General features: G+C 61.4%; 26 protein-coding genes and 1 tRNA gene. 16 read left to right on the top strand and 11 right to left on the bottom strand.

The window, feature by feature from the left end:
- Nucleotides 1-109 precede the first annotated feature (109 nt).
- Together HX786_RS01310 and ddlA are read left to right on the top strand one after the other, a co-directional pair.
- Complete coding sequence (locus HX786_RS01310; protein WP_177051842.1) at nt 110-748, top strand: LysE family translocator; 639 nt, start codon at nt 110-112, stop codon at nt 746-748.
- A 43-nt stretch (nt 749-791) separates the two neighbouring features.
- Nucleotides 792-1886, top strand: a complete 1095-nt coding sequence (gene ddlA, locus HX786_RS01305) for a D-alanine--D-alanine ligase (protein WP_178911627.1) — start codon at nt 792-794, stop codon at nt 1884-1886.
- A 97-nt stretch (nt 1887-1983) separates the two neighbouring features.
- Here the strand turns inward: ddlA and HX786_RS01300 are convergent, their stop codons facing one another.
- Together HX786_RS01300 and ggt are read right to left on the bottom strand one after the other, a co-directional pair.
- The gene (locus tag HX786_RS01300; protein WP_178911626.1) at nt 1984-2712 is read right to left on the bottom strand and encodes a polyphenol oxidase family protein; all 729 of its coding nucleotides are present in this window, start codon (nt 2710-2712) and stop codon (nt 1984-1986) included.
- A gap of 23 nt (nt 2713-2735) precedes the next feature.
- On the bottom strand, nt 2736-4562 hold the full coding sequence (gene ggt / locus HX786_RS01295; protein WP_178911625.1) for a gamma-glutamyltransferase: 1827 nt from the start codon (nt 4560-4562) through the stop codon (nt 2736-2738).
- Nucleotides 4563-4759: 197 nt separating this feature from the next.
- Here ggt and HX786_RS01290 point away from each other — a divergent pair, with 197 nt between their 5' ends.
- Nucleotides 4760-5650, top strand: a complete 891-nt coding sequence (locus HX786_RS01290; protein WP_218647693.1) for a bifunctional helix-turn-helix transcriptional regulator/GNAT family N-acetyltransferase — start codon at nt 4760-4762, stop codon at nt 5648-5650.
- A gap of 42 nt (nt 5651-5692) precedes the next feature.
- On the opposite strand, the gene HX786_RS01285 is transcribed toward HX786_RS01290, so the two are convergent.
- From HX786_RS01285 to rimJ, 4 genes are all read right to left on the bottom strand, one after another.
- A complete protein-coding gene (locus HX786_RS01285) occupies nt 5693-8101 on the bottom strand; it encodes a TonB-dependent siderophore receptor (RefSeq protein WP_178911623.1) in 2409 nt (802 codons plus the stop codon).
- Between the two features lie 75 nt (nt 8102-8176).
- A complete protein-coding gene (locus HX786_RS01280) occupies nt 8177-9121 on the bottom strand; it encodes a FecR domain-containing protein (RefSeq protein WP_087693777.1) in 945 nt (314 codons plus the stop codon).
- Nucleotides 9118-9633, bottom strand: coding sequence for a sigma-70 family RNA polymerase sigma factor (locus HX786_RS01275; protein WP_087693776.1), 516 nt, complete (start codon nt 9631-9633; stop codon nt 9118-9120). Before HX786_RS01275 ends, HX786_RS01280 begins: the two co-directional genes overlap by 4 nt.
- A gap of 33 nt (nt 9634-9666) precedes the next feature.
- A complete protein-coding gene (gene rimJ / locus HX786_RS01270) occupies nt 9667-10251 on the bottom strand; it encodes a ribosomal protein S5-alanine N-acetyltransferase (RefSeq protein WP_087693775.1) in 585 nt (194 codons plus the stop codon).
- 145 nt (nt 10252-10396) lie between these two features.
- Between rimJ and HX786_RS01265 the strand changes: the two genes are divergently transcribed.
- Nucleotides 10397-11437, top strand: a complete 1041-nt coding sequence (locus tag HX786_RS01265; protein ID WP_087693774.1) for a DMT family transporter — start codon at nt 10397-10399, stop codon at nt 11435-11437.
- 81 nt (nt 11438-11518) lie between these two features.
- Here the strand turns inward: HX786_RS01265 and HX786_RS01260 are convergent.
- Both HX786_RS01260 and HX786_RS01255 read right to left on the bottom strand, forming a co-directional pair.
- A tRNA-Met gene (locus HX786_RS01260) sits at nt 11519-11595 on the bottom strand.
- A gap of 269 nt (nt 11596-11864) precedes the next feature.
- Nucleotides 11865-12107, bottom strand: coding sequence for a DUF6124 family protein (locus HX786_RS01255; protein ID WP_087693773.1), 243 nt, complete (start codon nt 12105-12107; stop codon nt 11865-11867).
- Nucleotides 12108-12413: 306 nt separating this feature from the next.
- On the opposite strand from HX786_RS01255, the gene HX786_RS01250 reads away from it, so the two are divergent.
- Nucleotides 12414-13631, top strand: coding sequence for an MFS transporter (locus HX786_RS01250; protein WP_093201834.1), 1218 nt, complete (start codon nt 12414-12416; stop codon nt 13629-13631).
- 114 nt (nt 13632-13745) lie between these two features.
- Here the strand turns inward: HX786_RS01250 and HX786_RS01245 are convergent, their stop codons facing one another.
- Nucleotides 13746-14291, bottom strand: coding sequence for an RNA polymerase sigma factor (locus HX786_RS01245; RefSeq protein ID WP_008430705.1), 546 nt, complete (start codon nt 14289-14291; stop codon nt 13746-13748).
- 263 nt (nt 14292-14554) lie between these two features.
- On the opposite strand from HX786_RS01245, the gene sctW reads away from it, so the two are divergent.
- From sctW to sctU, 11 genes are all read left to right on the top strand, one after another.
- Nucleotides 14555-15649, top strand: a complete 1095-nt coding sequence (sctW, locus tag HX786_RS01240; RefSeq protein ID WP_008430704.1) for a type III secretion system gatekeeper subunit SctW — start codon at nt 14555-14557, stop codon at nt 15647-15649.
- Nucleotides 15646-17742, top strand: a complete 2097-nt coding sequence (sctV, locus tag HX786_RS01235; RefSeq protein WP_178911622.1) for a type III secretion system export apparatus subunit SctV — start codon at nt 15646-15648, stop codon at nt 17740-17742. Before sctW ends, sctV begins: the two co-directional genes overlap by 4 nt.
- Before the next feature lie 85 nt (nt 17743-17827).
- On the top strand, nt 17828-18727 hold the full coding sequence (locus HX786_RS01230) for an FHA domain-containing protein (RefSeq protein ID WP_178911621.1): 900 nt from the start codon (nt 17828-17830) through the stop codon (nt 18725-18727).
- The gene (locus HX786_RS01225; RefSeq protein WP_178911620.1) at nt 18724-20082 is read left to right on the top strand and encodes a FliI/YscN family ATPase; all 1359 of its coding nucleotides are present in this window, start codon (nt 18724-18726) and stop codon (nt 20080-20082) included. The genes HX786_RS01230 and HX786_RS01225 overlap by 4 nt, the downstream gene beginning before the upstream one ends.
- Nucleotides 20069-20497 carry a YscO family type III secretion system apparatus protein gene (locus HX786_RS01220; protein WP_178911619.1) on the top strand — a complete coding sequence of 143 codons (429 nt, stop codon included), beginning with the start codon at nt 20069-20071 and terminating at the stop codon, nt 20495-20497. The genes HX786_RS01225 and HX786_RS01220 overlap by 14 nt, the downstream gene beginning before the upstream one ends.
- Entirely contained in the window at nt 20494-20952 is a 459-nt protein-coding gene (locus HX786_RS31795) for a type III secretion system HrpP C-terminal domain-containing protein (RefSeq protein ID WP_256734771.1), read from the top strand. The genes HX786_RS01220 and HX786_RS31795 overlap by 4 nt, the downstream gene beginning before the upstream one ends.
- The gene (locus HX786_RS01210; protein WP_178911618.1) at nt 20949-21962 is read left to right on the top strand and encodes a FliM/FliN family flagellar motor switch protein; all 1014 of its coding nucleotides are present in this window, start codon (nt 20949-20951) and stop codon (nt 21960-21962) included. Before HX786_RS31795 ends, HX786_RS01210 begins: the two co-directional genes overlap by 4 nt.
- Entirely contained in the window at nt 21959-22612 is a 654-nt protein-coding gene (gene sctR, locus HX786_RS01205; RefSeq protein ID WP_003208361.1) for a type III secretion system export apparatus subunit SctR, read from the top strand. The genes HX786_RS01210 and sctR overlap by 4 nt, the downstream gene beginning before the upstream one ends.
- Nucleotides 22613-22619: 7 nt before the next feature.
- A complete protein-coding gene (gene sctS, locus HX786_RS01200; RefSeq protein ID WP_003208363.1) occupies nt 22620-22883 on the top strand; it encodes a type III secretion system export apparatus subunit SctS in 264 nt (87 codons plus the stop codon).
- A gap of 10 nt (nt 22884-22893) precedes the next feature.
- Entirely contained in the window at nt 22894-23685 is a 792-nt protein-coding gene (gene sctT, locus HX786_RS01195; protein WP_003208364.1) for a type III secretion system export apparatus subunit SctT, read from the top strand.
- The gene (sctU, locus tag HX786_RS01190; RefSeq protein WP_102368119.1) at nt 23678-24775 is read left to right on the top strand and encodes a type III secretion system export apparatus subunit SctU; all 1098 of its coding nucleotides are present in this window, start codon (nt 23678-23680) and stop codon (nt 24773-24775) included. The genes sctT and sctU overlap by 8 nt, the downstream gene beginning before the upstream one ends.
- On the opposite strand, the gene HX786_RS01185 is transcribed toward sctU, so the two are convergent.
- Together HX786_RS01185 and hrpT are read right to left on the bottom strand one after the other, a co-directional pair.
- Nucleotides 24772-25131, bottom strand: coding sequence for a transcriptional regulator (locus HX786_RS01185; protein ID WP_102368120.1), 360 nt, complete (start codon nt 25129-25131; stop codon nt 24772-24774). The two genes, sctU and HX786_RS01185, sit on opposite strands and share 4 nt — an antisense overlap.
- Nucleotides 25132-25136: 5 nt before the next feature.
- Nucleotides 25137-25331 carry an HrpT family type III secretion system protein gene (gene hrpT, locus HX786_RS01180; RefSeq protein WP_003208370.1) on the bottom strand — a complete coding sequence of 65 codons (195 nt, stop codon included), beginning with the start codon at nt 25329-25331 and terminating at the stop codon, nt 25137-25139.
- Between the last annotated feature and the right edge of the window lie 32 nt (nt 25332-25363).

Genomic DNA, 25363 nt, shown 5'->3' with positions numbered 1-25363 from the left:
TACGGTAACCCAGTCTGAATCCGCTGTCTGCCGGGGTCTTGTACGATTGTGCAGGGCGGGTACCGGGCATATGATCCTTATTCCTGCACTGCCCTCGGCGGAATCCCACATGGAATTGTTCAATCCGGCCTACGCGGCTCCTCTGGTCTCGCTGGCCCTGCTCTGGACCGTCGCGGTCGTCACGCCCGGCCCGAACTTCTTCAACACCGCGCAACTGGCCGCCAGTTGTTCACGCCGCCATGGCGTGGTGGCGTCGGCTGGCGTGGCCACCGGCACGGTGATCTGGGGGCTGGCGGGTGGGCTGGGGATCAAGTCGCTGTTCACCGCAGCACCCATGTTGTACCTGGCGTTCAAGATCATCGGCGGCTGCTACCTGATTTACCTGGGGTTGAAACTGTTCCGGCGCTCGGCACCGTCGATGGCCCAGAACCTGTTGCCCGACGAACCTCGGCGTTCACTGTTCTCCGCCTGGCGCCTGGGTTTGCTGGGCAACCTGTCCAACCCCAAGGCGGCGCTGTTCGTCGCGACGATCTTTGCATCCACCATGCCGCAGTCACCGTCGCCGACGCTGCTGACCCTGGCCGTGATCACCATGGCGACCTTGTCATTCAGTTGGTACTCCTGCGTGGCACTGGTGTTTTCCAGTGAGCGGATGGCCAACGTCTATGCCCGCTCGCGCAAGTGGCTGGACCGGTTTGCCGGTGGTTGTTATGTGCTGTTCGGGGCCACGCTGGTAGCGAATCGCTGACGGCTCATGGTAAGAAGCCTTACTTTCAAACGTGAGGCCGATCATGAGCAAGCTGCGGGTAGGGATTATTTTTGGTGGCCGTTCGGCCGAGCACGAAGTGTCGCTGCAATCGGCGCGCAACATCGTCGATGCACTGGACCGTTCGCGCTTCGAGCCGATCCTGATCGGCATCGACAAGGCCGGCCACTGGCACCTCAACGACACCTCGGGCTTTCTGCTCAACGAAGAAAACCCGGCGCTGATCGCCCTCAATCAATCCAATCGTGAACTGGCCGTGGTGCCGGGCAAGGCCAGCCAGCAACTGGTGGAAACCGCCAGCCAGGCCTCGTTGGAACATGTCGATGTGATCTTCCCGATCGTCCACGGCACCCTCGGCGAAGACGGCTGCCTGCAAGGCCTGCTGCGCATGGCCGACTTGCCGTTTGTCGGCTCCGACGTGCTGGGCTCGGCGGTGTGCATGGACAAGGACATCAGCAAACGCCTGCTGCGCGATGCCGGGATTGCCGTGACACCGTTCATTACCCTCAACCGCAGGAGTGCGGCGCGTACCACCTTCGAACACGCCCAACAAAAACTCGGATTGCCGATGTTCGTGAAACCGGCGAACCAGGGTTCGTCCGTGGGTGTGAGCAAGGTGGGCAGCGAGGCTGAATATCATGCCGCCGTAGAACTGGCCCTCGGGTTTGATGAAAAGGTGCTGGTGGAGTCGGCGGTAAAAGGCCGGGAAATCGAATGCGCCGTGTTGGGTAACGAGCACCCCATCGCCAGCGGCTGTGGCGAGATCGTGGTGCGGGACGGGTTCTATTCCTACGACAGCAAATACATCGATGACCAGGCGGCCCAGGTGGTGGTGCCGGCGGACATCAGTGTTGAAGCCAGCGAGCGTATTCGTGCGTTGGCTATCGAAGCGTTTGAAACCCTGGGCTGTGCCGGGCTGGCGCGGGTGGATGTGTTTCTGACGGATGAGGGTGAGGTGCTGATCAACGAGATCAACTCGTTGCCGGGCTTTACGCGCATCAGCATGTATCCGAAATTATGGCAGGCGGCTGGCATGAGCTACAGCGAGCTGGTGAGCCGGTTGATCGAGCTGGCGCTGGAGCGGCATGCGGGGCGCAAGGGGTTGAAGATCAGCCGCTAAAGATCAAATGTGGGAGCTGGCTTGCCTGCGATAGCGGTGGATCAGTGAATAAAATATTGACTGACACTCCGTCATCGCAGGCAAGCCAGCTCCCACACTAGATTTGCGCAGTCCTGGAGATCCACGAATACAACAACGTCTTGCGCTCCGTACTGTCATGGGTCCTTCGGCGGTAACTCGCATACGCCGGCGAGGTGCAATACGTACACACCTCGCTCACTTTAACCTGCTCAGGTTTTATCCCTGCCGCCTCCAGCAAGATCAGCGCATACCGGCCCAAATCAAACCACGCACTCAACGCCTGCCTGGGGTCTGGCGGCTGAATCTCCGGTGCCAACAACGGCGCCGGCTGCTCAAACGTCCACGGCGCATTTCCATCCCGCCACAAATGCCCCTGACTCGCCTGCAACTGCGCCACAAACTCGCCACTCACCTCATAACAACACGGCTTGATCGACGGCCCGATCGCAATCCGCAACTGGTCCAACGCCACTCCCTCGGCGGCAAACCGTTGCATGGCATTGGCGATGATCCCGCCTTGCAGCCCCTTCCAGCCGCCATGAATCGCCGCGACGAGATCCCCGCTCTCCGAAGCCATCAGCAGCGGCAGGCAATCGGCGGTGATCACCGCAATCGGCTGCACATCCCGGCTGAAAACCCCGTCAGCCTCCACCGTGTTGGGCGTAAGCTCCGGGTGCCATTCAATGGTCGTGGCGCTGTGCACCTGCTTGCAGATGAACACCTCGTCGGGCCGCAATGGATCGTCAATCGTACAAAACCCATGGTCGACGCCAGCCAGGGCGTCGAGGTTATTTGCCTTGTGCACGCGCAGCTCTCCAGTGAGTCAATTCAATCCCCCAACGCTTCGCCTTCACGGCGTGGATCAGCCCCGCCGATCAACGACGCCTTGCCTTGCGCATCGCGCACTCGGACGATCGCCTGGGCGCCGCTGGTCATGTCGATTTCGCTCAGGGCGTGACCCTTGTCCTTGAGCGCCTGTTTCAGCTGAGCACTGAACAACCCGGCTTCCAGCTCGGTCGCGCCGTTGCGGCTGCCGAAGTTGGGCAGGCCGACGGCCGCTTGCGGGTCGAGGTTCCAGTCGAGCATGGCCACCAGGGATTTGCTCACATATTCGATGATCTGCGAACCGCCCGGCGAACCCACCGTGGCCACCCACTCACCGCTCTGGCGATCAAACACCAGGGTCGGTGCCATCGACGAACGCGGGCGCTTGCCCGGCTCGATCCGGTTGGCCACCGGCTGGCCGTTCTCTTCGGGGATGAAGGAGAAGTCGGTCATCTGGTTATTCAGCAAAAAGCCCTGGACCATTACATGGGAACCGAATGCGGACTCCACCGTGGTGGTCATCGACACCGCGCCACCCACGTCATCCACCGCCACCACTTGCGAGGTGGAAATGCGCAACGGCGAGCGATCCGGCGCGTAGGCCACTTCAATTCCCGCAGGCTTGCCCGGCTTGGCGACGCCCATGCTGCGCTCGCCAATCAATGCGGCACGGCCGGCCAGATAGTCCGGCGCGACCAGCCCGGCCACCGGCACCGGCACGTAGTCGGAATCCGCCACGTACTGGGCGCGGTCGGCATAGGCCAGGCGGTCGGCCTCGGCGATCAGGTGCACCGCTTCGGGCACCGGTTCCAGGCCGGCCGGGGAGTCGTTCTTCACCGGCTTCAACAGCCCAAGCGTCATACGCGGGTCGCGGGTTTCCAGGGCCTGCAACGTGCCGAGGATCTGCGCAATGGCGATCCCGCCCGACGACGGCGGCGGCATGCCGCAGACTTTCCAGCGTTTGTAGTCGGTGCACAACGGCGCCCGCTCAACTGCGCTGTAGCCCTTGAGGTCGGTCAGCGTCAGGCTGCCGGGGTTACTGTTGCCTTGCACCTTGCGGGTGATTTCGTCGGCAATCGGGCCGTAGTACAGCGCGTCCGGCCCTTCCTTGGCGATGCGCTTGAACACGTTGGCCAGCGCCGGGTTTTTCAGCAGTGTACCGGTGGCCTTCGGGCTGCCGTCGGCATTCAGGAAGTACGCGGTCATTTCCGGCGAGCGGCTGATGTAGCGGTCAGCGGCAATCAGGCTGTGCAGGCGCGCAGAGATCGGGAAACCCTCTTCGGCCAGGCGAATGGCCGGCTCAAACAGTTTGGCCCATTGCAGGTGGCCGGTCTTTTTATGGGCCATTTCCAGGGCGCGCAACACCCCCGGGGTGGCCACCGAACGCCCGCCAATCTGTGCCTGCGGGAACGACATCGGCGTGCCATCGGCGTTGAGGAACAACCGCTCGGTAGCGCCCGCCGGTGCGGTTTCGCGACCGTCGTAGGCGTGCACCTGCTTGCCGTCCCACAGCATGATGAACGCGCCGCCGCCGATCCCGGAGGACTGCGGCTCCACCAGGGTCAGCACGGCCTGCATGGCAATCGCGGCGTCGATGGCCGAGCCGCCCTTGCGCAATATCTCGCGCCCGGCTTCGGCGGCCAGCGGGTTGGCGGCGGCGGCCATGTGGCGCTCGGCGTGGCGGGGGCTCATGTCGGTGCGATAGCCCGAGCCGAGCTCCGGGGCGGGCGGCAGTTCCGGCGCGGTGGCGCTGTGGCAGGCGGCGAGGGTGAGGGCGGCGGTGATCAGCGAGAGGGTGAAAAGGCGTTGGCGGTGAAAAATCGAAAACACGCGATGACTCCGTTCATTTGAGAATGATCTGTTGTCCGTGGGGAGGGAATGTACCTCAGTGGTTTGCAGGTTGGGAGATTGATCTGTATTTGGTTGTGCGGTACAACTATGTCTCTCGTCATTCGGGCAAGAGGTTTCCCCCCGTGAACCGTTCCAAGCCAGACCTTATCGATCAGATCCGCTGTGCCTCGCGTCTTATGGTGCGAGAGCTGGGCTTCATGCAGCCGAAGTTGGCGGCCAGCAGTTACCCACCGTCATCGGTGCACACGATTGTTGAAATCGGCGAGCGTGGCGCGCTGACAGCGGCTGAACTGGTCATGTTGCTGGGGCTGGAAAAGTCGTCGGTGAGCCGCATGGTGCGCAAGCTGGTCGAGGCGGGCGAGCTGGAAGAGTTTGCCAACGAGGACGATGCCCGTTCGAAAAAGCTGCGGCTCACCACACGAGGCCAGAAGACGTTACGCGACATCGAAACGTTTGCCCGGCGCCAGGTGGGCGAGGCGATTGGCGACTTGTCCAGCGAACAGCAACAGGCCGTCAGCCGTGGGCTCGATCAATACGCCGCAGCCCTGCAAACCCAACGTACTGGCGCCCGGCAGTCGAGGTACTACCGCATTGCCCATGGCTACCGGCCAGGCATCATCGGGCGTATCGCGCAGATGCACGCCGAGTACTACGCCCAGCATGCGAATTTTGGCCAGCCGTTTGAAAGCCTGGTGGCGGCGGACATGGCCGAGTTGATGGGGCGCCTGGCCAACCCGCGCAACCAAGTCTGGGCAGTGCTGGACGCAGAGCAGATCGTCGGTTCGATCGCGATTGATGGCGAGGGCGAAAACGGCGAGGCGACCCTGCGCTGCTTCATCCTCGACCCGTCTGCCCACGGCCAGGGCTTGGGTAAACGGTTGTTGAAAGAGGCGCTGGATTTCTGTGACGGGCACCGGTTCCCGGCGGTGCGGCTGTGGACGTTCAAGGGCCTGGATGTGGCGCGCAAGCTCTATGAAAACGCGGGCTTTGTGCTGGAGTCGGAACAGGAGGGGCAGCAGTGGGGCAAATCGGTGGTGGAGCAGTGTTTTGTGCGGCACGCTGTTTGACGCAACAGCGCCCCACGTCACGGGGCGCTGGCGCCTGGCCGGTTAGAAGTCCCAGCGCGTGGTGAGCATCACGTTGCGGGGGGTGCCGTAATAGGCCGTGTTATAGAAGCCGATGTTGGTGTAGTACTGCTTGTCGAACAGGTTGTTGACGTTCAGCGTCGCGGAAAGATGTTCGCTGACCTGATACTTGGCCATCGCGTCCACCACCCAATACGCTTCCTGCGAGAACTCTTCGTTTTGCGCCTTGGGCCGGTTGTACACCACTTGCCAGCTTCTGCTCTGCCAGCGCGCGCCGCCGCCGACGGTCAGGCGGTCCAGCGGACCCTTGAGTTTGTACGAGGTGAAGAAACTGAGCTGGTCCTCCGGCTCCCAGGTCGAAGCCTTGTCGCCATGCTCATCCCGCAGGATCTTGTGGGTGTAGCCGGCCTGGGCCTGCCAGCCCGGCGCCAGCTCGCCGGACATCTCGGCCTCGAAACCCTTGGTTTTGGCCTTGATGCCTTTCTCGGCATACCCGAGGGATGGGTTGGTCGGCGCGGCGTTGTATTCGGCGTCCGGCTCCGCACGGTTGGTTTCGTGCACTTCGAAGTAGGCCATGCTGGTGTTGAGCCGGCCCTCGAAGAACTCACCCTTGAGGCCGGTCTCGTAGTTCTTGCCTTCATCCGGTTCCAGCAATTTGTTGTTGCGGTCGCGGCTGTAGGTCGTCGGCATGAAGATGTCGGTGTAGCTGGCATACGCGGTGAAGTTGTCGTTCAGGTCGTAGGTGACCCCGGCGTAGGGCACCAGCTTGCCGGTCTCGGTGGAGTCGTCTTCGCCACGCAATTTGTAGTTGGCCACGCGGCTGCCGAGGAACAGGTTCAGGTCATCCATGAGGTTGAAACGTGCGGCCATATAGCCTGCGGATTGTCGGGTCGTGGCATCGATGATCCGTGTCGGTTCACCCCAGTTCGGCTCCGGAGCGTTGCCATCGAAGTTCCAGAAATCGATCTCGTTGTTGCCCACATAAGTGGGGGCGCCGTAGTCCTTTCCGGTCCAGTGGGAGTTCGAGGCCGACGCGCCAATCACCAATTCATGGGTACGGCCCAGCAGGCTGAACGGACCGCTGGCGTAGACATCGCCCGAGTCGGCGCGGGTGTTGCCGGTGAACTTGTTCGCGTACAGGGACGACAGTCCGGTGGCGGGGAACGGGCCACTCATGATCGAGCCCAGGGGCGCGTCGTAGCCCATGAGTTGGTGGGTGTATTGGCCCTTGATCACCCAGCCATTGTCGAAGTTGTGTTCCAGGGTGGAGAACACGCTGCGGGAGTACTGCTCCCAGCGGCTCCACTTGGCGCCGTTGTTGTAGGAGCGTTTTACATCGATGCGGTTGCCGTTGCGATCGAACAGCGCACGGCTGCCGGACCAGCCCGAGCCTTGCGGGTCGCTGTCCAGGTAATCGAAACCGACGGTGAGCAGGGTGTCGTCGGTCAGGTCGGCTTCCAGCGTGCCGAAATACACATTGGTGCTGCGCTGGTAGTGGTCCATGAACGAGTGCTTGTCCTGGTACGCCGCCACCGCACGCCCGCGCACGTTGCCGCTGTCGGTCAGCGGGCCACTCACGTCGATCTGGGAACGATAGTTGTCCCAGCTGCCGGCGCCGAGTTCGACGCTGGCCTTGAAGTCCCGCGTGGGCTTTTTGCGGATCAGGTTGATCGTCGCGCCAGGGGCGCCGGCGCCGGTCAGCAGTCCGGTGGCACCCTTGAGGATTTCCACGCGGTCATAGATCGCCATGTCGCTGAGGGTCTGGCTGGACGAGTAGGCGGAGTTGCGCAGGGTCGGGATGCCGTCGTACTGGAAGTTTTCCACCGAGAAGCCGCGGGCGTAGTAATTGTTACGCTCGCTGTCGAAGGTCGACACGGTGATGCCCGGTGTATGGCGCATCACGTCGTCGATCGAAGTGAGCGCGAAGTCATCCATATGCTGGCGCGTGATCACGGTGATCGACTGCGGGGTTTCCCGTGGGGTCAGCACCATGCGCGTGGCGGTGGCGATGGTGCCCGGGGTGTAGGAACCGCTGCCCTCAGTGATGGTGCCCAACTGATTCGCGGTGATCTCTGTGGCACCCAGCGACAGCGCGCCGCCGGCCACCGGCAGGCTTTCCAGCTGGTAGCCATCGGCATTGCCGCGTGCTGCGAAGCCGGTGCCGGCCAGCACCTGCGCGAACCCGTCCTCCACGTTGTAGCTGCCGCGCACGCCGGGGCTGTCCAACCCGGCCACTTGTTGCGACAGGAACGAGATCGGCACGCCGGCGGCCTGGGCGTAACGCGTCAGCACGTCACCGAGTTTTCCGGGGGCGATGTCGAACGCCTGTACCTGCTGCTGCGCGTAGGCCAGGCCCGGCACCGCCAGGGGCAGGCAGCCAAGCAACAGTTGACTGGCCAGCAACAGGCCGCCGCGTGTGGGGGTTGAAGACATGTTATCGGTGCTCCTTTGGATGTTGGCCAAGGAAAGGACGCGGCAAAACCGAAAACACGCAACGGTGCGTAAGAATTATCCGGCGGGGGATTTCAGGCGCACACGTGTGAGCCACGGGGTGTAGGTGCTGACTTCAATCGGCAGGGTGCGTGTGAGCAGGCGCAATGCGCGGTCGCTGTCGTCCGTCGGCAGCATCACCGTCACCCGAATGCCTTGCAGCGCCTGGCGATCGAACATCAGCACACCCGGGCGATGCCGCGCCAGGCGCTCAAGTACATCCGCCAGCGGCTCGTCGTTGGCCAGCAACTGGTGGGCCGTCCAGGCTTGCTGCTGCGCTTGCACATCAACGCTTTTCGGCGTGCCGGGCCCGCTTGCATCCAGGCGCACCTGCTCGCCGGGGCCGAGGGTAATCGTATGCCCGGCACTGTCGATGCGGGTCGAGGATTCGAGCATCTTGACCACGGTGGCGGTGTCGCTGAGTTCGACGATAAAACGCGTGCCCAGGGCGCGAATGCTGCCCTGCGGGGTGTCGACATAAAACGGGCGCTGGGTGTCCTTGGCCACTGTTACCAGAATCTCACCATGCAGCAGTTGCACGCGGCGCTGGCTGGCGTCCAGGTGCAGGTTCACCGCAGAGCTGCCTTCCAGTTGCAGGTCGCTGCCGTCGGCCAGCAGCGTCTGGCGCCATTGGCCACGGTCGGTGCTCAGGTCGGCGAACAGATAGCCACGTTGCTCGTACTGGTACGCCGGCACCCCCGCGAGCAGCAGGGCCAGGGCGAGACACTTGACCAGCGTTGCCCCTTGGCGAGGCTGCCGGGCCCGGCGCAATGCGGCACGGGCCGGGGCTTGTTTGAGAGGCAGCAAGTGGCCCTGAAGGCGGGCAATGGCTTGCGGGTGCTGCGGGTCGGCGGCCAGCCAAGTGCGAAACGCCTGTTCGCTGGCGTCGTTGCCTTCGTGATCCAGCCGCACCAGCCATTCGGCAGCCTGGCGCAGCACTGCGTGGGGCAGAGGCTGGTTCATGGCTGGGCGCACGCATCACACGCCAGCAAGGCTTCCACCAGATCGTTCTGTACCGTGCGCACCGAGACCCCGAGGCGCTGGGCGATTTGCGCCTGGTCCAGGCCTTCGAGGTAACGCAGGATGAAGGTGTCGCGTATCCGCTTGTTCATGCGCGCCAAGGCCCGATCAATCGCTTCAAGCATTTGCGCGGCTTGCAGGATCTGCTCCGGCGAAGGCGCCTGTTCAAGGTACGCGGCGCAGCGTTCGAGCTCTTCGCGGTAGGCCTGTTCCAGGCGTCGGCGGCGGCCATTGTCCATCAGCAACCGGCGCGCGATGGTGGCCAGATAAGCCCGTGGCTCACCCGGCGCCACGTAAGTACCCGATGCCAGCAAGCGTACGAAAGTGTCTTGCGCCACGTCGGCCGCCTGATGGGAGCAATGCACGCGACGCCGCAACCAGGTCAACAACCAGCCGTGGTAGCCGCGGTACAGCGCATCGAGCGTAGGAGCGTCGGTGGGCGAAGACAGCTTCATGAGAGAGAGTCGTAAGTGAGAATTAATCCCATTCTAGTGGTTTAAAACTTCGGGCTGCAATAGACGGTCGCTTGCCGGATTGATCAGTGCCGTTAACACATGGTCCGCCCAGACCCCGTTGATCCTCAGATACGCCCGCGCCTCGCCCTCTTTTTCAAACCCCAGCCGTGCCAGCAGGCGCGCACTGCGCTCATTCTCTGGGCGGTAGTTGGCCATGATTCGGTGCAGCTGCATGGCGTCGAACACATGGGCAATCGCCGCCGTCAGCGCTTCGTGCATCAAGCCTTGGCCTTGGGCGGATTTAGCCAGCGCATAACCCAAGTGGCAGGCCTGAAACGCACCGCGCACGATGTTGCTGAAGTTGCAGGCGCCGATGATTTGGTCCTGGCTGAATATCAGCAGGTGCAACGCTTCGCCGCTGGCGGTTTTGTCGGCCATGGCGTGGAGGCGTTCGGTGATGGCGTCCGGTTCAAAAAAGGCGTCGTCACGCGAAGGCTCCCAAGGCTGCAGAAAGGCGCGATTTTGCAGCAGGTACATTTGCAGGGCGCGAGCGTGGGAAGGGTGGGCGCCCAGCAGTAAGAGGCGGTCAGTGCTGATGCCGGTAGCGGGGAATGTCATGCGTCACCTTCTTGTGGTTTGCCAGCCGGGCTATCCTGCCGCTTCAGTCGTACAGAATCCAGCCAGGCTGGCATTCACATAATTCTTACCCGGGCACGGCTATGATGCTCGTCCTTATGCAATAAGCCTGACAGGGCGACCCATTATGAATGTGAGCATTCTCTACGCGTTGGCGGCGGCGGCGTTGTTCGGCGCCAGCACTCCGCTTGCCAAGCTCCTGGGGGTGGATACGCCGCCCATCCTGTTGGCCGGACTGCTCTATCTGGGCAGCGGCCTGGGCCTGGCCATCGTTCGGTTTGCTCGCGACCACGGCTGGAAACGGCCCGGCCTTGCAGCCGGAGAGTGGCCCTGGTTGATGGGCGCCATCGTCTTTGGGGGCGTGCTTGCGCCAGTGGCGCTCATGTATGGCCTCACCCGTACCGCGGGCGCCACCGCATCGCTGATGCTCAATCTTGAGTCGGTGCTCACGGCCGTGCTGGCGTGGGTCGTGTTCAAAGAGAACGCAGATCGCCGCATCGTGATCGGCATGATCGCTATTGTTCTGGGCGGGATCGTTTTGTCATGGCCGCAGGGGACGGCGACGGCTCATGATTGGACGGGGCCGCTGGCCGTGGCTTTCGCCTGTTTTTGTTGGGCCATCGACAATAACCTGACCCGTAAGGTCTCTGCCTCGGATGCGCTGTTTATCGCCGGCAGCAAAGGCTTGGCGGCGGGTGTGGTCAATTGCTGTTTGGCGTTGGCCATCGGGTCGCAACTGCCAGCGGTGGCCACGCTCGGGTCAACCATGGTGGTTGGGCTGCTTGGGTATGGCGTGAGTCTGGTGCTGTTTGTGCTCGCTCTGCGCGGGCTTGGCAGCGCGCGCACCGGCGCCTATTTTTCCACGGCTCCCTTTCTGGGTGCGGTCATCTCGATCCTGATCCTGGGCGAGTCGGTTTCGCTGATGTTCTTGCTCGCTGCCGCCTTGATGGCCATCGGGGTGTGGATTCATCTGATGGAACATCATGCGCACGAGCATCAGCACGATCCCCTCACACACGGTCATCGCCATACACACGATGAGCACCACCAGCATGTGCATAACTTTGCGTGGGACGGTACCGAGCCACATAGTCATGCCCATGAGCACGCACCGATTCAGCATAGTCATGCGCATTTTCCCGATGTGCACCATCGGCATAAACACTGACGTCTGTGGGGCAATAGGGCGGTTTACTTTTCTTCAGGCATAAAAAAACGGCCTACCTTTCGGTAAGCCGTTTTTAGTACTTGGTGGCTACACAGGGACTTGAACCCCGGACCCCAGCATTATGAATGCTATGCTCTAACCAACTGAGCTATGTAGCCAAGTGGCGCGCATTATTCGCGGAGAACGGGAATGCGTCAAGCGCTTTTTTTGAAAATTTATCTACGCTATCAACTGTTTAACGGGAAACACCGTGTTTGGTGACGAGCGGTTGGGGTTTGCGCAGGTCCCAAGGCGGCGAAGATCAAAAGGTGGGAGCGGGCTTGCTCGCGAATGCGGTGTGTCAGTCAGCAGAGGTATTGGCTGGTCCACCGCATTCGCGAGCAAGCCCGCTCCCACATTTGATCTGCTGTGTTCTGGCGTTCGTGCGTCAGGTTTTGCGCGGGTGCAGGCACTCTATCGAGCGATCCACCATGGCTTTGGCCATTTCCAGCAGGTGCCATACGGCTTGAATTTTGGCTCGATCATGGTGTTGCATAGTGTCGCGGCAGTCGAGAGCAGTGGCGGATGCGCTGTTGAGCAGGTGTGAGGTGTAGAGCAGGGCGTCTTCGAAACTGAGGTCTTCGCTTACGACGAAGCAATCTGATGGAGGCTCGGGAAGTGATTTATCCATGGTGTAACTCCTGTTTTTACCTTAGGAAGCTGACACCTATTGATTTCAGGCTGCTAAACCCGATCACTGAAAACCAGCGACGGACCGAAGACTAGCCACCGACTCCCCCAGGCACAAGGCCGAAAGATTCTCTAGGAAACGTCCCGCAAATTAAAGGGATTCATCTTGCTGGCCCTTTACAAACCATGACCGCTGCATCGATTCATCTACTCGTTAGCCTGCTAACGGGATAGCCTTCCTGCACCCAAAAGTGGCACATTGTCGCACCTGCACCTGTGCATCCATCTGCTGTACGGAAAACCTCCCATGGCTCTGAGCAATTCCCAGCCCTCCGTGGCTACGACGCCTGCCGCCGGGCAAACCAGCCCGTTGGTGATGCGTGTAATCGGCGCGGTGGCGCTGGCGCATTTGATCAATGACTTGATCCAGTCGGTACTGCCCTCGATCTACCCGATGCTCAAGGCCAATTACGGCCTGACGTTCACCCAGGTCGGCCTGATCACCCTCACGTTCCAGCTCACCGCGTCCCTGCTGCAGCCGTGGGTGGGTTATTACACCGATCGCCATCCCAAGCCGTACCTGTTGCCCTGCGGAATGATCTGCACGCTGGTGGGCATCCTGATGATGTCCCAGGTGGGCAGCTTCCCGTTGATCCTGCTGGCGGCGGGGTTGATCGGCATCGGCTCGTCGACCTTCCACCCGGAAGCGTCCCGCGTGGCGCGCCTGGCGTCGGGCGGGCGTTATGGTCTGGCGCAGTCGACGTTCCAGGTGGGCGGTAATGCCGGCTCGGCCTTCGGCCCGTTGCTGGCGGCGGCGATCATCATTCCGTTCGGCCAGGGCAATGTGGCCTGGTTCGGCCTGTTCGCGGTGTTTGCGTTGTTTGTGCTGTATGCGATCAGCCGCTGGTACGCCCACCACTTGAACCTGTTCAAGCTCAAACAAGGCCAGGCGGCCACTCACGGCCTGTCCAAGGGCCGGGTGCTGAGCGCGCTGGTGGTGCTGGGGCTGCTGGTGTTTTCCAAGTACTTCTACATGGCCAGTTTCACCAGTTACTTCACCTTCTACCTGATCGAGAAGTTCGACCTGTCGGTGGCCAGTTCCCAGCTGCATCTGTTCCTGTTCCTCGGCGCGGTGGCGGCGGGCACGTTCTTTGGCGGGCCGATTGGCGACAAGATCGGCCGTAAGGCAGTGATCTGGTTTTCGATCCTCGGCGTGGCGCCGTTCACCCTGATTCTGCCCCATGTGGACCTGTTCTGGACCAGCATCCTGAGCGTGGTGATCGGCTTTATCCTGGCTTCGGCGTTCTCGGCAATTGTGGTGTATGCGCAAGAGTTGGTGCCGGGCAATGTGGGGATGATCGCCGGGGTGTTCTTCGGTTTGATGTTCGGTTTTGGCGGGATTGGTGCGGCGCTGCTGGGGCACCTGGCAGACATCCACGGCATCGAGTACGTGTACACGCTGTGCTCGTTCCTGCCGCTGTTCGGGGTGTTGGCGATTCTGTTGCCGCGTACCAAAAAGGCCTGATACCAGGTCAATCGAGTCGGGCAGATATCCCTGCTGCCCAACGCTTGCGTCAAACGGGTAAATCAACTGCTCCTGCAAAGGGTGTCGGCGTTGCGCCGGTGCCCTGATTTACGCCTACAGCGGGTTGTAGGTGGCCCGCTTCAGGTGTTCGCGCGCCCGGGACAAACGTGAGCGCACGGTGCCAATGGGGATGTCCATGGCGTCGGCGGTGTCCTGGTAGCTGCCGTCGGTCTCCAGTGAGGCGTACAGCGTTTTACGCATTTCCAGCGGCAAATCCGTGATCGCCCGCAGGGTTCTTTCGAGCTTGCGGTTGACCTCGAACTGCCAGTCCAGGTTGTTGTTGTCTTCCTGCCCATGCCACAGCGCCTCATCGAACTCGCAATGCACCGGCTTGGCATACATGCGCCGAAAGTGATTGCGGATCAGGTTCTGGGCAATCCCGCACATCCACGTGCTGATGGTGGCCTGGCCGCTGAAGCGGTCTCGGCTGCGCCAGGCCTCCAGGTACGTCAGTTGCAGAATATCGTCTGCATCTTCCGGGTTGAGTACGCGTTTATGAATGAAGCGCCGGAGTTTCTTGTGGTGGTCTTCCGACAGGTTCTGGATGGAGCGGTGCGGGTCAGGTGTAAGGTGAACTAAAACATCGATAGGGATATCCATGATTTTTTCCTCAGGGTAGACACGGTCGAAATGATTTCGACGGGAACCCTCTTAGCACTGCCTGTGCCAAGGGAAAAAAATTCATAAGCAATTGATTTATATAAATAAATATCTTGTTTCCAGGCTTTTTTGTGCAAGGTTTTGCACAAGTGGCTACGGGCGCGTGCCGATCTTTTCACATGCCCGGTATCGTCGATAAACATGGAACCGTAACGGGATTGCCAGCCACACAAGGAAACGAAACTTCCTGTCCAGGCATCTCCATGAAACTTGATCCTTCTATTGATGTGCAAAAAAACCAGAGCCTGGATCAGCCTGTTCCAGCGAGTATTGATAACCCGCCAGTTCGCCAGGCACCCGCCGGGACGGCGGTCGACAATTTCGAGGCGCTGTTCGGCCTGGAGGTTGAACTCAACAGCAAGGCCTTGAGCCGGCGTATGTTGGGTCTGGGCGTGACGCCTGTGGCGCAGTTGACACAACTCTATGAGCAACTGGGCCATCCCGCTCAGGCAACACTGGCGACCATTGCGCGCTCCATCAGGGTTCAACTGTTGCTCAAGCCCAGCCTCGAGAAGTTGCTGGAGCTGACAGGAAACGACCCGGCCCGTACGTTTGTCGTACTCAAGCAGGTGGCTGCGCAGGCACAAGCTGAAGCGCGTACCTCCGAGGCGGCGCTGGCCAGCGATGCCCTGGCGCGGCTGGAGGTCCGCTTCAAGCCGCAGATCCAGGCCGGCTTGAACATCGCGCAGGCCTTGCAGGCAAGCAGTGACGACCCGAGTTTGCGGCAGGCGGTACGCAGTGTGTATTACGCCAGCGTGGTCGCCCGGCAATCGCTCGCCAGCATGATGCAGGCGCTGTTGGGGTTGTTCGGTGGCGATGAGTTTGGCCGCGGGTTGAAATTGATGCGTCGGGCCCTGGCAGACGACATTGCGGCGTATTGCCCTTCGCTCCCCACCGCCCAGCTGCGCACCTTGCTGTTGGGGTTGAGCAGTTGTGGTCAACTGGGCAGTGTGCTGGCCAGCTGCCGTGACTTGATCGATCGGCTGGCCGTATTGCACCCCGAAATTGATCGGGACACCGTAGCGCTGCTGCAGCGCATTCTCGGTTACGCGGGCACGGGCATCGCGTCTGCCGAAGTCCAGCGCCTGGCCTGCGAGTTGGGTGGGCCGGCATCATCCGTCCAGATTGTTTCGCTCAATGCCCTTTACCCCGTGCTCGGGAGCCTGCCCCTGGCGTTGTGGCGCGACAGCAAGGGCCGCCAGGAAGCGTTGCACAATTTCATGGTGGTAATGGATGAGTACGCTCGCATCGAACGAGGCTCCCGGCATGTCGGCGCGCTGCCGATAAACCACTCATGAGTGCGCTGCGGGCAGTCAACGCGATACTGCTCAAGGTTGCACAACGCGCCGAGGTGCTGGGTGCAGTCGTGATCCTGGGCATTGTGTTCATCTTTATCGTGCCGTTGCCGACCTGGCTGGTGGATATCCTGATTGCCGTCAACATTTGCATTTCGTGCCTGTTGATCGTGCTGGCGCTGTACCTGCCCGGGCCGCTTGCGTTTTCCTCGTTTCCGTCGATCCTGCTGTTGACCACCATGTTCCGCCTGGCGTTGTCGATTGCGACCACGCGCCTGATCCTGCTGGAACAGGACGCCGGTGACATTGTGGAGGCCTTCGGCAACTTCGTGGTGGGGGGCAACCTGGCGGTGGGGTTGGTGATCTTCATGATCCTGACCATCGTCAACTTCCTGGTGATCACCAAGGGTTCGGAGCGTGTCGCCGAAGTGGCGGCGCGCTTCAGCCTGGATGCCATGCCCGGCAAGCAGATGTCCATCGACAGCGACTTGCGTGCCGGCCTGATCGATGGTGGACAGGCGCGCGACAAACGCGAGCAGTTGTCCCGTGAGAGCCAGCTGTTCGGGGCGATGGACGGGGCCATGAAGTTCGTCAAGGGCGATGCCGTGGCCGGGCTGATTATCGTGGTGATCAACTTGCTGGGCGGGTTCAGCACCGGCATGTTCCAGCATGGCATGAGCGCCGCCGACTCCATGGCGCTGTATTCGGTACTGACGATTGGCGATGGCCTGATTGCGCAGATTCCCGCACTGCTGATCTCCCTGACGGCCGGCATGATCATTACCCGTGTAGCACCGGCCGGGGCGAATAAAGGGGCCAATAACATGGGCGCCGAAATCGCCCGGCAAATGACCAGTGAGCCCAAGAGCTGGATCATTGCTTCGATCGGCATGCTGGCTTTTGCAGCGCTTCCGGGCATACCGACGGTGGTCTTTATCCTCATTTCGCTGATGACGGGCTCGCTGGGTTATTACCTTATGCGTCAGCGTCAAAAGCAGGACGCGCCTGCAGATACGGCGGCTGACGCCGTCCCGGCGGAGATCAACGGTGACGAAGACCTGCGCGCCTTTGATCCATCCCGGCCTTACTTGCTGCAGTTTTCATCGGGCCTGCAGGGCTCTGACCGAACAGCGCAAGTGGTTCATGGCATTCGCCAGGCCCGAAACCGCCTGGTTGCCCATATCGGCCTGACACTGCCGCCCTTTAACGTCGAGTTTATTCCCGCCTTATCCGACGATGAGTTTCGCTTTTGCGTGCACGAAGTCCCTGTGATCAAAGCTACCTTCGGTGATCGGGTCGCGGTGGAATCGGCGGCGCTGGGCGTCGAGCCACAAGCAGGTACCCAGGGTCTGGCGGAGCGAGACGAGCAAGACTGGTTATGGTTGGCGCCCGATGATCCGCTGCTCGACGATGCACAGCTTGAACGCCATACCGCCCATGACTTGATCATCGAGCGCATGACACGCGCGATGCTGCTCAGCGGGCCGCAGTTTCTCGGTATCCAGGAGTGCAAGTCGATTCTCAGCTGGCTCGAGTTCAACCAGCCGGAGCTGGTTCAGGAGCTGCAGCGGATCATGCCGCTTTCGCGCTTCTCTGCCGTGTTGCAGCGCCTGGCCAGCGAGGGCGTTCCGCTGCGGGCGGTGCGGTTGATTGTCGAGTCGTTGATCGAGTACGGCCAGCATGAGCGTGAAGCGGATGCCCTGGCCGACTATGCGCGAATCGCCCTCAAGTCGCAGATTCTGCACCAGTACAGCGAGGCTGATGGCCTGCACGCCTGGTTGTTGTCACCGCATACCGAGAATGTCCTGCGCGAGGCGCTGCGCCAGACCCAGACCGGGGTGTTCTTTTCCCTCGACAACGACAGCAGTGCGACGCTGGTGAGCTTGCTCAAGCAAGCCTTTACCGTGCGGGCCAAGAGCAAAAGTGTGCTGCTGGTTGCGCAAGACTTGCGCAGCCCCCTGCGGACATTGCTTGTGGAAGAGTTCAACCATGTGCCGGTGTTGTCGTTTGCCGAGTTGGGCAGTTCGTCGAAGGTCAAGGTGCTGGGGCGGTTTGACCTGAGTCATGACGATCTGCTCCGTGGGGCCGTGGCATGAGTACTGTTTTGGCGATTGCGCATTGCCTTGAAACGGACGGTGCTGCGTGGGGCCGGTTGGTCCGTGCGGCCATGAGGGCCTGACAATGTTTGAGCTACGAGTACTCGATGGTATGCACCAGGGGGCTGCGTTGCCGTTGTTCGGCGAGCAGTGGAGCATTGGTGCGCACCCTGACGCTGACCTGGCGCTATACGACCCGGGCATTGCCGAGCGTCATGTGCGATTGCAGTGTGTTGACCAGCGCTGGTCGGTGCAGGCCGAGGGAGGGGTGATGCAGGATGCCGCCGGCCTGATCCTGGCGCAGATTGCCGACCTGGCACTCAACACGACATTTTCGATTGGCAACGTTCGGCTCTGCGTCACCCGCGCCGACCAGCCCTGGCCCCAGCCGACGGTGACTGCCGAACAGGCGCCCACCCCTGCGGCCGAGCCCCTCGTGCCGCTGAAGCTTTCTTCAATTTCGAGCACGCAGCAGAAACGCTTGATCAGCCTGGTCGTCGTCGTTGCGGTCATCATAGCCGCGCTGGGCATGACCATTAGCGGTGACCGCGAAGCCCAGGCGTCGTTGATGTCCCCGGTGATCCGCAAGAATGAGCTGGCCTCACCTTTCGAGGTGCGCCAGCAGTTGCTCAGGATGCTCAGCGAGCGCGAATTGATCAACCGTATAAGCATCCAGTTGGTCAATGACCAGGTGCTGCTCGACGGCGATGTACTCCAGGAAGACATGGAGTTGGTATCGCGCATGCTCAGCCGGTTTGGCGAACAGTTCGATACCGCGGTGCCGGTGATGAGCCGGGTCAGGACTCGCGACGGAACGTTCCCTTTCAAGATTTTGCAGATTGTCGGCGGCCCCAACGGTCACGTGGTTCTGGAACAGGGGAACCGACTGTTTGTGGGGGATGAAGTGGACGGCTTGCGACTGGTGCTGATCGATAACACCAAAGTGGTGTTCGACGGTAAGCAACGCTTCGAGGTGCGCTGGTGAACCGTGACCTGCAAGCCCGTCTTGAGGCCTGGGAGCAACGCCAGTCGAGTGCGCTGGTCAGCTTCGCGCCGGTGTCGGTGCGCGGTCGTATCCAGCGGGTGAACGGCATGTTGTTGCAATGCCGGCTGCCCCAGGCGCGCATCGGTGATTTGTGCCAGGTCGAAAAGTCCATCGGTGAATACATGCTGGCGGAGATCATCGGTTTCGACCAGCAGGATGCAGTGCTCAGTGCGTTGGGCAATCTTGAAGGCGTGCGCGTGGGTGCCAGTGTGCAACGCCTGGGGGTGCCACACCGGGTACGGGTCGGCGACGATTTGCTCGGCCAGGTGCTCGATGGGTTTGGCCGGCCGATTGCGGGCGATGGCCCCAGCGCCTTTGTGGAGGCCGACATCGCAGAGGCGAGCACGGTGTTGTGCGAGGCGCCGTTGCCTACCGAACGCCCCAGAATCAGCCGGGCGTTGTCCACCGGCGTACGCTCGATCGATGGATTGATCACGCTGGGAGAAGGGCAGCGCGTCGGCCTGTTCGCCGGTGCGGGGTGCGGCAAGACCACCTTGTTGGCCGAGATCGCCCGAAACGTCGAGTGCGATGTGATCGTGTTCGGGTTGATTGGTGAGCGCGGCCGCGAGCTGCGGGAATTTCTCGACCATGAGCTGGATGATCAATTGCGCGCCAAGGCGGTGCTGGTGGGTGCCACCTCCGACCGCTCAAGCATGGAACGCGCCCGCGCGGCGTTCACTGCGACAGCGCTGGCCGAAGGGTTCCGGCGCAAGGGCCAGCGGGTACTGCTGCTGATTGACTCCCTGACCCGATTTGCCCGGGCCCAGCGTGAAATCGGCCTGGCCGCGGGCGAGCCCCTGGGCCGCGGCGGCTTGCCACCGTCGGTATACAGCCTGATGCCGCGCCTGGTGGAGCGGGCCGGGCTGACCCGTGACGGAGTGATTACCGCCATCTACACCGTGCTGATCGAGCAGGACTCGATGAACGATCCGGTAGCGGATGAAGTGCGCTCCCTGCTCGACGGCCACATCGTGTTGTCACGCAAGCTGGCCGAGCGTGGCCACTACCCGGCGGTGGATGTGCTGGGCAGCCTTTCGCGGATCTTGAGCAACGTCGCCACGCCCGAGCATATAAGGGCGGGCACCGCCTTGCGCCGCTTGTTGTCGGCGTACCAGCAGATCGAACTGATGCTCAAGTTGGGCGAGTACCAACCCGGCAGTGATGCCCTGACCGACCTGGCGGTGGACAGCCGCCAGGCCGTCGATGGCTTTCTGCGCCAGGACCTGCGTGAGCCGGCCGCGATGGCGATGACGCTGGACCAATTGATGGAGTTGACCACCGATGTCCCTTTCTGAAATCGATACCTTGCGGCGTTTGCGCAAGCACCGGGCTGACCGGGCGGAGCGCGCGCTGCGTGCCGCCAAAAGGCAACAACAAGCGCTGCTGTTGCAGATCCGGCAGGCGGCGGATGCCCTTGAACAGACCCGGCTGGACGAAGCCCGGAAAACCGCTGAGTTGCTGAGCAAGCATCAAGGGCAAGTGATCTCGTTCCAGGACATCAAGTCCTGGAATGCCCAGGAGCGCACGTTGTCCGCCGACACCCGCCGCGAAGAGGGGCAGTTACATGAGCTGCACGGCCAGCGCGATGAGCAGTTGATCCACATCGACAGCGCGCAGAAGCAGGTTACCCAGTTCTTGCGCGAGGTTGAAAAACTCCAGGAACTGTCCCTTTTGTTGGGGCAGGAAGAAGCCGTGCAGGAAGAAACATGACGCAAGTTCCAGTGAACAGTCCTGAGCGCCCGCGTCCGGGCGAGCCTCGGGATGAACGTGAACCCGGCCCGGGGGCGATAGTGCCATGGGAGCACGGACGGTTATTTGCCCAGCTGTTTGGCAACGATGATGAAGGGGGCGGTTTCGGTTCCGTCCTACCGGGAACCCCTGCATCAAGTCATGCCGCGATGATCGCGGCCATGACCGAGCAGTTGGTACCGCGGATTCACGCCGCTGTTCAGTGGCCTTTGCACGCTGTGCTTTACCTGCCGAGCCAGGGGCGGATCAACGCCAGCGTGCGCCGCGAGCAAGGTACCTGGAACGTTGAGCTGGAGGCGCAGGAAGAGCGCACCGCGCGCTGGCTGCCTGGGGTGCGCCAGCACCTTGAGGACGGGCTGGCCGGCGCGTTGGCGCAGCCTGTCACCGTACACCTGGCACCTGTGGACCCGGCATGATCATGCCGTTTTTAACCTTGCCGGTGGTCAGCGGCGCCAATGTCGCGGCGCGGCGCAGGCTGGGGCGCGGCTTGCGCATGGCGTTTCAGGTCGCGGGGCAGAACGGTGAACTGTTGATGGAACCGGGCCGTGCCCCCGCAGGCGTCAAGCCGCTGTTTTTCGAGAGCGCCTGCGGGGTGCTGGCTTTCGCCGAACCAGGGCCGCTGTTCAGCCTGCTGGGGGAGTGCCCGGTGACGCTGGCAGAGACCGACAACGATCCAGACTCGTGGTTCTGGGAACTGTTCCAGCACCACCTGAGCCCGCAGGTGCGGGGGCTGTTTGGCTTCCTGCGGTTGCTGCCGGCGCCCAGGAAATTGAACTTCGGTTGTCGCTTCACGGTGACGCTGGGGAAGTCCAGGGTCGTGGGTTACCTGTGGCTGACTCCTGAGCGCTTGCTGGCACTGTGCGAGGCCGGTCCGTGGCAGTCGATAGCGGGGCCATTGCCGGCGTCGTTCCAGTTGGCAGTGGCGATGACCCTGGGCCGCCTGAAGCTATCCATCACGCAATTGAGCGGTGTCCGTGCCGGTGACGTGGTGATGCTTGAGCAACCCTTGTTCGATGTGCAGGGCAATGGTCACCTGTATGTCGGCAAGCACCGGCTGCAAGGGTGCATTGATGATGAATCCGGGCCGTTGTGCCTGACGCTTGTTTCGATCGAGGAAACGTCCGTGGACGAGGATTTTGCAACATCGCAGTACCCGGGGGATGAGCTGGATGAACCGGTAGTGGATGTCTTTGGCCACGAGCCTTTCGATGAGTTGAACATGGCCCTGACGGTACGTTGTGGCACCCTGAACCTGACCCTGGGCGAACTGCGCAATCTCGCCCCCGGTGCGGTGTTGGGCATTGCCGGGTACGCGCCGGGCATGGCCGGGCTTTATTACGGCGATAGGCCGATAGGGCAAGGGCAGTTGGTGGAAGTAGATGGGCGCCTTGGTTTGCAGTTGTCCCGCGTGATTTTTTCGCGATGACATTTCAGGGGGTCGACCCTCTTGTCCTGGCGCTGTTTTTAGGTTCGTTGTCGCTGATGCCAATGCTGCTGATCATCTGCACATCGTTCTTGAAGATCGTGATTGTGCTGATGATCACCCGTAACGCCATCGGCGTGCAGCAGGTACCGCCGAGCATGGCCATCAACGGAATAGCGCTGGCTGCGACACTGTTCATCATGGCGCCCGTGGGGTACCAGATTGCCGAGAACGTCAAGGCCTCGCCCGTGGACACGAGTAGCGTGCAAAGCCTTCTGGAAACCGGGCAGGCGGCCATACAGCCGTTGCGTGCGTTCATGCTGCGCAACACCGATGCCGATGTGTTGACTCACCTGCTGGAAAACAGTGCGCGCATGTGGCCGCCTGAAATGGCGCAGAGTACCCAGCGCGAAGACTTGATCCTGCTGGTCCCGGCCTTCGTGCTGTCGCAACTGCAGGCGGGGTTCGAGATCGGCTTTCTGATCTACATTCCGTTCATCGTCATCGATTTGATTGTGTCCAACCTGCTGTTGGCCCTCGGTATGCAGATGGTCTCGCCCATGACCATTTCGCTGCCGCTCAAACTGCTGTTGTTCGTCATGGTTTCCGGTTGGTCGCGGCTGCTCGACAGCCTGTTCCTTTCTTACCTCTGAGTGCCCTATGGAACCGATCGTGCTGTTCAAGCAGGGCATGTTGCTGGTGGTGGTGCTGTCGGCGCCGCCGCTGATCGTGGCGGTGGTCGTCGGTGTGTTGACGTCGCTGGTGCAGGCTCTGATGCAGATACAGGACCAGACGCTGCCCTTTGGCATCAAGCTGGTTGCGGTGGGTATCACGCTGATTTTAACCGGTCGCTGGATTGGCGTGGAGCTGATCCAACTGATCAACCTGATGTTCGACATGATTGCCCGCTCGGCATTGAACTGAGGGCCTGCGTGTGCTGCTTTATCTTGAATTCCTGCCCAGCCTGCTCGTGGCCATGGCGCGCATTTATCCCTGTGCATTTCTGGTGCCTGCGTTTTGTTTCCAACATATACGCGGTATGCCCCGCCACATCATCGTGATGGTCATGGCGTTGATTCCGGCGCCCGGCATTCATGCCGTCCTGGCTGCCAAGGATTACTCCGCACTGATGATCAGCGGGTTGGTACTCAAGGAAGCTGCCCTCGGGTTTTTGCTGGGGATTCTGTTGGCCATGCCGTTCTGGATGTTCGAGTCAGTGGGCGCACTGCTGGATAACCAGCGGGGGGCTTTGGCGGGTGGCCAACTCAACCCCTCGCTGGGGCCGGATGCGACGCCGATCGGACACCTGTTCAAACAGTTGGTGATTTATTTGCTGATTGCCGTCCTGGGCTTGAGCGTGCTGACCCAAGTGATCTGGGACAGCTACCTGATCTGGCCGCCAACCGCCTGGTTGCCGCTGCCGGCGGTCAATGGGTTCAGTGTATTCATCGGGCTGCTGGGCGATACTTTTACCCACATGATGCTGTATGCCGCACCGTTTATTGCCGTGCTGCTGTTCCTGGAGTTCGGCTTCGCCTTGTTGGGCCTGTACAGCCCGCAATTGCAAGTCTCTACCCTGGCAACGCCGGTCAAGAGCCTGGCGGGGCTGGTTATCCTGCTGCTTTACTTCCCGCTGTTGCAGGACTTGATCGTCGGGCGCATGGCGCAGTTGGGAGACCTCAAGCATTCCCTCGGCCTGATGTTCAGGGGCTCGGGACATGAGTGATTCGGGTGAGAAAAAACACGCGGCCACGCCCAAGAAACTCAAGGATCAGCGCCAGAAAGGCCAGGTCGCCCAAAGCCAGGACGTCGGTAAGCTACTGGTGTTGACCGCCCTCAGCGAAATCGCGTTGTTCACCGCCGAAACCAGCATGCAGCGCTTCCAGCAGTTGCTGGTGATGCCCATGTCACGTTTCGGGCAGCCCTTTGTGCGGGCGCTGGAGGAAGTGCTGACGGAAGGCTTGATCGTGTTTTTTTCCTTCGCCTTGCTGATGGCCGGATTGGCGATCGCGGTGAAGTTGATCAGCGGCTGGATTCAGTTCGGTTTCCTGTTTGCGCCGGAAAGCCTGAAGCTGAATTTCAGCCGTCTCAATCCACTCAGCCAGGTCAAGCAGATGTTCTCTGCCAAGTCAGTGACGAACCTGTTGATGGGGTTGGCCAAGGCGCTACTGCTTGCGCTGATTTTGTACGTGGTGATCAGGCCGTCACTAGGGGCCTTGATCAATCTGGCCACCAGCGACCTGCAGAGTTACATCCTCGCGCTGATCATCCTGTTTCGCCATCTGCTGCACGCTTGCCTGGGATTGCTGCTGGTCCTGGCATTGATCGACATGGCGCTGCAGAAGCACTTCTTTGCCAAGAGCATGCGCATGACTCAGGTCGAGGTGGTCAAGGAATACAAGGACATGGAGGGCGACCCTCACGTCAAGGGGCAGCGCCGCGCCCTGGCCCAACAGCTGGCCCAGGAGGAGCCGAAGGTCAAGTTGCCCAAGCTGGAGGAGGCCGACATGTTGGTGGTCAACCCGACGCACTTTGCGGTCGCGCTGTACTACCGGCCGGGCAAAACGCCGCTGCCGCTGCTGGTGGATAAAGGCACGGATGCCGAGGCCCGGAAACTGATAGACCGGGCCAAGGCGGCCGACGTGCCGGTGATCCAGTGTGTATGGCTCGCGCGCACGCTGTACGAGAAGAAGCTTGGGGCGAACATTCCCCGGGAGACGTTGCAGGCGGTAGCGTTCCTCTACCGCACCCTGCGTGAGCTCAATGACGAGGCCAAGCGTGAAACGCTGGAGTTTCCGGAGCTTAAGCAACGTTAACGGTAGCGGTGCACGTCCAGCATATCGAGGCAGCCCAGCGAAAGCAGCTTGCCGATGATGTCATCTGCCTCCTCTGCACCTGCCGGCAGCGCGTGCCAGATCACCAGGGCATCCCTGGCATCGAGACAGGCAAAGCAGCCGTCAAACGCCACCGCCTGTTCAAAAAGCCGCTCCAGTACCCGTTCCAACTGTCCGGCTTCCAGCGCTCCACGGTCGACCAGCAACGCAAGCCCGGGTTTACCACCGGCCTTTAACCGGCACACGCTTATGCCCGGGCCGAGGGACAGGTGGGCGTCCTTGCCGCCCACCAGGTTATCCAGGAATACCTGGCGAGACGACGTATCGTTCGGCCCCATGGAGCTTATCGTTCCAGTGAGATCGTTTGATAGTCGGAGCGCTCGCCGGCAGGGCCCGATTCGACGCGCATCTGCGGCGGCCACCAGACCACCAGCTTATCGGCGCCCGATTGCGGGCGTGAACAGGAGTCGCCCTTGCACGTCGGCGTACAACCAACGATAAGCAGGGCCAGGCCGAGGAGGGTGAGTAGGCGTTTCATGGCGCGTTCTTCCGGGTGGGGGTGATCAGGGA

The sequence above is a fragment of the Pseudomonas sp. 21615526 genome, assembly GCF_013386245.1.
GTDB lineage: Bacteria > Pseudomonadota > Gammaproteobacteria > Pseudomonadales > Pseudomonadaceae > Aquipseudomonas.
Note: the sequence above shows the minus strand (reverse complement) of the source record. Positions and strands in the feature narration are given on the sequence as shown.